Below are 512 nucleotides of genomic sequence, written 5' to 3'. Positions count from 1 at the left end.
ACTTCTTGAATATGAGCTGGAGCGACATCACAGGCTTGTAAAAGTGCCAGCCACCACAAAGTGTAGATATAACGATTGATATTAGGGGAGCCGACAGCATTGATTTGCCCGCCCAACTTTTCAAAAGCATGGCGGTATATTTGATGATTTACAGGTAACTTATCACAGTAGTGTGTCAGTTGTTTGCGATACGGCAAAATCGCTTCGGTATAGCGCTTAACATCCCCAAGGTGAGCACCATATGAGTAGTGCGCTATCGCTCGCATAATCGCGAGCTGATATATACGCTGGGCAACATCAACTCGCTCGCTAGGTGTGGTAAAATTACCTGCACCGAGGGCTTCCTGTGTTTCTTTAATGCCAACTTCAATGTCGACTAAGAATGCTTCGAAATAATCGTTACTTCTCCGTGTATCGCGCACCTTTATCTCCTACTGATTATCTTGCCAATGTACGAGGTCTTTAGGGTAGTATGGGTGGTCAATAAAGCTGCTATCATCAATATTGAATAA

Annotated in this window: 1 pseudogene; it reads right to left on the bottom strand. The window is 43.9% G+C overall.

The annotated features are described in order from the left end of the window. A pseudogene (locus tag CKO50_RS23225) lies at positions 1-422 on the bottom strand (hypothetical protein); the annotation flags it as partial. Positions 423-512: the final 90 nt, after the last annotated feature.

This window comes from Pseudoalteromonas sp. HM-SA03, assembly GCF_002289345.1.
In the GTDB taxonomy this organism is placed as follows: Bacteria; Pseudomonadota; Gammaproteobacteria; order Enterobacterales; family Alteromonadaceae; genus Pseudoalteromonas.
Note: the sequence above shows the minus strand (reverse complement) of the source record. Positions and strands in the feature narration are given on the sequence as shown.